Below are 7127 nucleotides of genomic sequence, written 5' to 3' on the forward strand. Positions count from 1 at the left end.
GGCGGCCGCCGCCCTAAGAGGCCAGCACCTCGTCGACCATTGCGACCAGCGCGGCCTCGGAGACGGCCGACTTCGTGCGCACGGCCTCCTCCTTCACGCGCTTCAGCAGGGCATCGCGCTGGGCGTCGGTGACGGTGTAGCCGAGCTGCGACAGCTTCACGTCGATCGAGGCCGCGCCGCTCTTCTTGCCCAGCACGATCTCGCGGGTCTGGCCGACCAGGTCGGGCACGAAAGGCTCCGCGGTGAAGGGCTGCTTCAGCACCCCCGCGACGACGGTGCCCGATTCATGGGCGAAGGAGTTGCGGCCGACGATCGCCTTGTGCCGCTGCAGGGGCACGCCCGACAGCTCCTCCACCAGCCGGGAGAGGCCGGTGAGCATCGTGGTGTCGAGCCCCAGATCCACCCCGTACAGCACGAACAGCGCCACCGCGACCTCCTCCAGCGATGCGTTGCCGGAGCGCTCGCCGATGCCGTTCATCGTCACCGACAGGTACTCCGCCCCCGCCGCGGCCCCGGCGATGGTGTTGGCGACGGCCAGGCCGAAATCGTTGTGGCAATGGATCTCGAGCGGCACGGGCGTCGCCTTCTTCACCTCGCGCACGAGATGGCCGATGGCCTGCGGGGTGGCGCAGCCCGCCGTATCGACCAGCCTGATCCGGTCGATCGTGCCGCGCGCCGTCAGCTCCCCGACCACCCGCAGCAGGAAGGCCATGTCGCACCGCGTCGTGTCGTAGGGGCTGAAGATGACGTGCAGGCCCAGCTCCCGGGCATAGCTCGTCACCTCGATCGCCTTCTGCAGATAGCTCTCGTCGTCGAGCTTGAGCTTGGCCTCGCGCTGCAGATAGCCGATCGGCAGGCTCAGCCGCACCGCCCAGGCGCCGCAATCCTTGACCAGGTCGATGTCCTGGCGCCGGGCCAGGGCCAGGGCGCTGATCTTCGCGGTCAGCCCGGCATCGACGATCGCCGCCAGGGCCTCGCGGTCCTGCGGCGAGACCGACGGGGTCCCGGCCTCGATCTCATAGACGCCGAGCGCGTCGAGCTCGCGCGCGATGGCCAGCTTCTCGGCAGCGGTGAAGACCACGCCCGCCTGCTGCTCGCCGTCGCGCAGGGTGCAGTCGGCGACGCGCACGGTCTCGGCGAACAGCAGGTCGCCGCCGGCGGCATGGTGGAACGGGCTGGTCATCCAAAGCGGCTTTCCCGCCGCGGGGGCGGGCTTCCGGGTCTCGCTGCTCATCGCTTCCATGTCCGAATGCTGGGGTTCAGGGTCTGGGAAAGGCGGGGGGCGGCGTGATGGACCGGCTGCGGCTCATCCGCACCTTCGTCGCGGTCGCCAATGCCCGCAGCTTCACCGCGGCGGCCGAAGGCCTCAGCCTGTCGCGGGCCGCGGTCACCAAGCAGGTGGCGGCGCTGGAGGACATGCTGCGGGTGCAGTTGCTGAGCCGGACGACCCACTCGGTCAACCTGACCGATGCCGGCGCCGTGCTGCTCGAGGAGGGGCCGAGGCTGCTCGACGATTTCGAGGCGCTGGAGCTCAGGATGCGGTCGGCCACGGCACGGCCGGCCGGCACCGTGCGCATCGGCACGCCGCCCTCCTTCGGCGCCTACCATGTGGTGCCGGCGATCCGCGCCTTCGGCGCCGTCCATCCCGACATCCAGGTCGCGCTCACCAACGATGACGGGTCGCTCGACATCGTCCGGAGCGGCTTCGACTTCTCGATCCGCATCGCCCATTCGCTGCGGGACGCCAGCAGCATCTCGCGCCTGCTGATGCGCGCCCCGCAGGTGCTGGTGGCCGCGCCGGCCTATCTGGAATGCCATGGCGCGCCGCAGGCGCCAGGCGACCTGGCCGGGCATCGATGCCTTGTCCACACCGGCAAGTCGCCGACGGGGATCTGGCGCTTCCAGCGGGACGGGGATGCCTTCCAGGTCCATGTGACGGGCCCGTTCTGGTCGAATTTCGGCGAGGCGATCCGGTCCGCGGCCCTGATGGGCGAGGGGATTTCCATGCATCCGACCTACATGGTCGACGACGACATCCGGGCCGGCCGCCTGCGCCAGGTGATGACGGACTTCACCCCGACCGAGCTGGAGATCCGCGCAGTCTATCCGCGGCGGGATCTGCCGCTGCGCGCCACGCTGTTCCTCGACCATCTGCGCGACTGGCTGAGGACCGAGGCGCGCTGGGCGAGATCCGTGCCGCAGGCCGGCCGGAGCCATGGGATCGATCTTCATCCCCGGCCTCCGAATGGCGGCGTGGCCGCGGCGAGATAGTCGGGCGTCACCATCGACGGTGCGGTGACGCCGAGCAGCGCCATGTCGCGGTCGATCTCCTCGGCCAGGATGGCGATCGCCCGGCGGATCCCGGCGGCGCCGGCCGCGGCCGCGGCGAACAGGAAGGGACGGCCCAGGAACACGAAATCCGCACCGAGGGCGAGGGCCTTGAGCACGTCCGACCCTCGGCGGATGCCGCTGTCGAACAGGATCGGCAGGCCCTTCGCCTCGGCCGCGATCGCCGGCAGCGCCCGCAGCGGAGACACGGCGCCGTCGAGCTGGCGGCCGCCATGGTTCGACACGATGATCCCGTCAGCCCCCGCCTCGGACGCGATCCTCGCATCGCGGGGCGACAGCACGCCCTTGATCAGCAGCTTGCCGCGCCATCGAGCCCGGATGAACTCGAACGAGACCCAGCTCAGGGCATCGCGCCGCCCGAGGGCGCGCACCGCGGCGGGCGAGACGACCGGCGGGCCGCGATGCCGGTCCATGTTCTCGAAATGCGGCATGCCCCGCCGCGCCAGCGTGCGCAGCACCGTGCCGAGCAGCCAGCGGGGATGCGTCGCGCCCTGCCAGAACAGCCGCGGGCCGGGGCGGAGCGGCAGGTCGAAGCCGTTGCGGATGTTGTGCTCGCGGTTGGCCGCGACCGGCACGTCGGCTGTCAGGACCAGCGTCTCGAACCCGGCATCGGCGACCCGCTGCAGGAAGCCGTCGATCCGGTCGGTCTCGGCCGGCAGATAGGCCTGCATCCAGGTGTCGGGCGCCGCGGCGCGGATCTGCTCCATCGGGATGATCGAGGTCGCGCTCAGGACCATCGGGATCCGCACCTCCGCGGCCGCCCGGGCCAGCAGCAGATCCGCCTCGAAGGCGCAGATGCCGGTCAGCCCCATCGGCGCGATGCCGAAGGGGTGGGCCTGCGGGCGCCCGAACAGGGAGGTCGCCTGCGACCGGGCGGAGACGTCGGCCAGGATTCTCGGCAGGAAGCGAAGCTCAGCGAAGGCCGCCCGGTTGTCGCGCAGCGACGCCTGCTCCTCCGCCCCGCCGGCGACGAAGCCGTACAGCATCCGCGGCAGGCGGCTGCGCGCCGCCCGCTCGAAATCGTCAAGGCACAGGAAGCGCCGGTCCCGCGCCGGCGGTGCCGTGGCTGCCGTTGCGTGCGAAAGGCGCAGGCTCGCCGCGGGCGAGGTGTTTCGGATCATCTGAACGGGCCCTGCCCAAGTTCTGACCGACTGATCCGATAGCAGTTTATTGCCGATCCTGGTGTTTCCTCTCCGGAAAAACGCTGTTTCGCTTTTGGATCGGAAGCGGTTGTTTGAATCCTTGTATGATTTTTGCCGTAAAGGAAGCATGGATAGGAAGTAAAATCATGGTCGTTGTTGTGGCGAATGCGTCCGGGCTCGGGGCCAGGATTTCGGAGATCGATCTGGCCCAGCCTCTCGGCGAAGAGGATTTCGGCATTATTCTCGGGTCGCTGGCGCAGCACGGGGTGATCTGGTTCCCGGGCCAGCAGATCGACGCCGGCCAGCTCAAGGCGTTCAGCGCCCGCTTCGGGACGCTGGAGATCAATGTCGCCAACGCATTCCAGGAGCCGGGCCACCCCGAGGTGATGATCCTGTCCAACATCACCGAGAACGGCCGGCCGATCGGCCTGTCGGATGCCGGCCAGGACTGGCACACCGACATGTCTTACAGCCGCGACATCGCCTTTGCGAATGTGCTCTACGCCATCAAGGTGCCGCGCCGCGACGGGGTGGCGCTGGGCGCCACCGAGTTCGCCGACATGTACGCCGCCTGCGAGGCGCTGCCGGACGAGGTCCGCAAGCGGCTGGAAGGCGCCACGGCGCTGCACGACTTCAACAAGTTCTGGGAGGAGATGCGCCGCCGGCCCGGCAGCAACCGGCCGCCCCTGACCGAGGAGCAGCGGCGGCAGAAGCCCCCGGTGTCCCACCCGATCCTCCTGCGCCACCCGATCAGCGGCCGCACCGTGCTCTACGCCAACCCCGGATACGCGATCCGGATCGACGGATGGGACCAGGAGGAGAGCGACCGCATGCTCGATTTCCTGTTCGAGCACCAGCTGCAGGAGCGGTTCCGCTACACCCATCGCTGGCGCGAGGGCGACGTGCTGATGTGGGACAACATCTCGACGCTGCACAACGCCCGGCCGGACTACACCAAGGACGAGCACCGGCTGATCAAGCGGTGCCAGGTGATGGCCGACAGGGTGTTCGACGCGGACTTCGCGCGGCGCGCCCGGCTGGGGGCGGCATAGATCGCGCCCCTTGAGCGAAACTCAATCATCCTTTCGATATCGTCGTTTGACGGCGGCCGCGGATCCCCCTTCTCTGGTCGAAAATCGGGAGGGTCGTTCCGTGCAAAGCTCACCATCTCCGCAGCCGGTCCGGCACCGCCATGGGTGACGCCCGCCTTGCCCGGGCCGCATCCGTGGTCGGCGTCGGCCACACCGACTGGGTGGCCGACCATGCCGCCGTCCGGTCCGGCGCCAAGCCCCATGATTCCTATGGCTATGCCGCCGTCGCCTTCCGCGCCGCCCTGGCCGATGCCGGGATCGACCGCGACGAGATCGACGGGCTGATCGTCGGCCCGACCACGGCCTATGAGCGGGTGGCCGAGGTGCTGGGGCTGAACGTCCGCTGGGGCGGCCAGGCCGACGCGATGCTGGCCGTGATCGAAGCCTGCATGGCGGTCGCGACCGGCATGGCCGAGGTGGTGGCGCTGGTCTACGGCAACGACCAGCGGTCGGCCGCGGTGAACTATGGCGGGCCGGACGCGCAGGGCGGCGGCGCCTTCCTGTCCTATGTCTATCACGCGCCCTGGGGATTCACCTCGCAGGGCGCCCTCTACGCCATGATGTTCCGGCGCTACATGGCGCTGACCGGCCTGACCGAGGCCGAACTGGGCGAGGTGGCGGTGGCCCAGCGCCTGGCCGCCAGCCGGAACCCGAACGCCCTGATGCGCAAGCCGATCGGCATCGAGGACTATCTGGCCTCGACCTATATCTGCGAGCCGCTGCACCTGTTCGACTACTGCCTGATCAATGATGGCGGCGTGGCGCTGATCATCGCCGAGGCCGGGCGGGCTAGGCGGATGACCGGCCGCGCGGTGCCGATCCACGGGGTTGGCCGGTCCGACCTGAACCGCGGCGCCACCAGCCTGGAGCCGCGGCTGTTCGACTTCTACCGCCCCGCCCAGCGCCAGACGGCGGCCCAGGTCTTCGACATGGCCGGCGTCGGGCCGCGGGACATGAGCGCCCTGCAGATCTACGACAGCTTCTCCTGCCACATCCCGCTGGCGCTGGAAGGCTACGGCTACTGCGGCGACGGCGAGGCCGGGCGCTTCATGCGCGACCACGGCATCTCCCTGGCCCGCGGCCTGCCGGTCAACACCAGCGGCGGCCACCTGTCGGAGAGCTACATGCAGGGCTGGAACCACCAGGTCGAGGCGGTGCGCCAGGTGCGCGGCGAAGGCGGCGACCGGCAGGTGCCGGACTGCCGCTTCGTCCATTACAGCTCGGACGTGGCTGGCAAGGCCGTGTCCATCATCTACGGTCGATAGGCGGCGCAGATGGGCCTCTCCGAACGCGTTCTCACCCTCTACGACCGGCCGATGTGGGCGGCCCTGGAACAGGGGCGGCTGGAGCTGCAATGCTGCGCCGCCTGCGGCCGCTTCCGCTATCCGCCCGGCCCCGCCTGCCCGGACTGCCTGTCGCTCGACCACCGCTGGCAGCCGGTGTCCGGGCACGGCACGATCCTGTCCTGGGTCGTCTTCCACCGGCAGTATTTCGACGACCACCCGCCGCCCTACAATGCGGTCGCGGTCCAGCTGGCCGAGGGGCCGGTCATCGTCTCCAACCTCGTGGGGGCGGAGCCGGCGGGAAGCTGGATCGGCGCGGAGGTCGAGATCTTCTGCCGCGCGCATGGCGACCGCATCCAGCACGCCGTCCGCCTGCGCGGCGACGGGCAGCCTCATCCGGGAAGCGACAATCGATGATCGAACAGGACGTATCCGTGATCACCCGGCACGGCACGATGCCGGCCTTCACCGCCTGCCCGTCCGAACCCGGGCGGTATCCCGCGATCCTGTTCTACATGGACGCGCCCGGCATCCGGGAGGAGCTGCGCAACATGGCGCGGCGGATCGCCCGGCAGGGCTATTTCTGCGTGCTGCCCGACATGTACTACCGCCTGGGGCAGCTGCGCTTCGACCTGCCGCGGCGGGACGACCGCATGTCGGCGGTGATCGGCGCCGCCATGCGCCATCTCGACGACGACCGGGTGATGGACGACACCGCCGGCCTGCTGGCCTTCGTCGATGCCCAGGACCGGGTGCGGCCCGGCCCGGTCGGCGCTGTCGGATACTGCATGAGCGGCCGCTACGTCACCGTGGCCGCGACCCGGTTCCCGCATCGCTTCGCCGGCGTCGGGTCGCTCTACGGCGTCGGCCTGGTGACCGAGGACGAGGCGTCGCCGCACCGGCTGGTCGATCGCATCCGCGGCGAGATGTATTACGGCTTCGCCGAGACCGACGGCGCCGCCCCGCCCGAGACCATCGCCGCGCTGCAGGCGGCGCTCGATGCCGCCGGGACGCGCTATGTCCTGGATATCCATCCCGGCACCCGCCACGGCTACGGCTTCGCCGCCGGCGCCGCCTACGAGACGATCGCGGCCGAGAAGAGCTGGGACCGCCTGTTCGACCTGTGGGACAGGACGCTGACGTGACCTTGCCAGCAGAGCCGAACCGTCCCCTGGCCGGCGTCACCATCGTCGAGAGCTATGCGCCCGGGGCGCCGCTGATGCTGCGCCTGGCCGGGGGGCTGGCGGGCCGGATCGCTGCCG

The 7127-nt window shown here is 70.1% G+C and carries 7 protein-coding genes; 5 read left to right on the top strand and 2 right to left on the bottom strand.

The genetic code is table 11. From position 1 onward, the window contains the following. Nucleotides 1-13: 13 nt before the first annotated feature. Nucleotides 14-1183: a homocitrate synthase/isopropylmalate synthase family protein gene (locus P409_RS21585; RefSeq protein ID WP_052121110.1), complete on the bottom strand. Its 1170-nt coding sequence runs from the start codon at nt 1181-1183 to the stop codon at nt 14-16. A gap of 107 nt (nt 1184-1290) precedes the next feature. Here P409_RS21585 and P409_RS21590 point away from each other — a divergent pair, with 107 nt between their 5' ends. Beyond that, nucleotides 1291-2271, top strand: a complete 981-nt coding sequence (locus P409_RS21590) for a LysR family transcriptional regulator (protein WP_052121113.1) — start codon at nt 1291-1293, stop codon at nt 2269-2271. On the opposite strand, the gene P409_RS21595 is transcribed toward P409_RS21590, so the two are convergent. Then, nucleotides 2229-3470: an alpha-hydroxy acid oxidase gene (locus P409_RS21595; protein ID WP_052121115.1), complete on the bottom strand. Its 1242-nt coding sequence runs from the start codon at nt 3468-3470 to the stop codon at nt 2229-2231. The two genes, P409_RS21590 and P409_RS21595, sit on opposite strands and share 43 nt — an antisense overlap. Nucleotides 3471-3637: 167 nt before the next feature. Here P409_RS21595 and P409_RS21600 point away from each other — a divergent pair, with 167 nt between their 5' ends. The 4 genes from P409_RS21600 (at nt 3638) to P409_RS21615 (ending at nt 7010) form a co-directional block, all read left to right on the top strand. After that, complete coding sequence (locus P409_RS21600) at nt 3638-4543, top strand: TauD/TfdA dioxygenase family protein (protein ID WP_052121117.1); 906 nt, start codon at nt 3638-3640, stop codon at nt 4541-4543. Nucleotides 4544-4683: 140 nt separating this feature from the next. Next, nucleotides 4684-5847, top strand: coding sequence for a thiolase family protein (locus P409_RS21605; RefSeq protein ID WP_034843543.1), 1164 nt, complete (start codon nt 4684-4686; stop codon nt 5845-5847). A gap of 9 nt (nt 5848-5856) precedes the next feature. Then, nucleotides 5857-6282 (top strand): Zn-ribbon domain-containing OB-fold protein, encoded by a 426-nt coding sequence (locus P409_RS21610; protein ID WP_052121119.1) that lies wholly within the window; start codon nt 5857-5859, stop codon nt 6280-6282. Then, nucleotides 6279-7010, top strand: coding sequence for a dienelactone hydrolase family protein (locus tag P409_RS21615; RefSeq protein WP_034843545.1), 732 nt, complete (start codon nt 6279-6281; stop codon nt 7008-7010). Before P409_RS21610 ends, P409_RS21615 begins: the two co-directional genes overlap by 4 nt. The last annotated feature ends 117 nt before the right edge of the window (nt 7011-7127 follow it).

The sequence above is a fragment of the Inquilinus limosus MP06 genome (assembly GCF_000767795.1).
GTDB classification, from domain to species: domain Bacteria; phylum Pseudomonadota; class Alphaproteobacteria; order DSM-16000; family Inquilinaceae; genus Inquilinus; species Inquilinus limosus_E.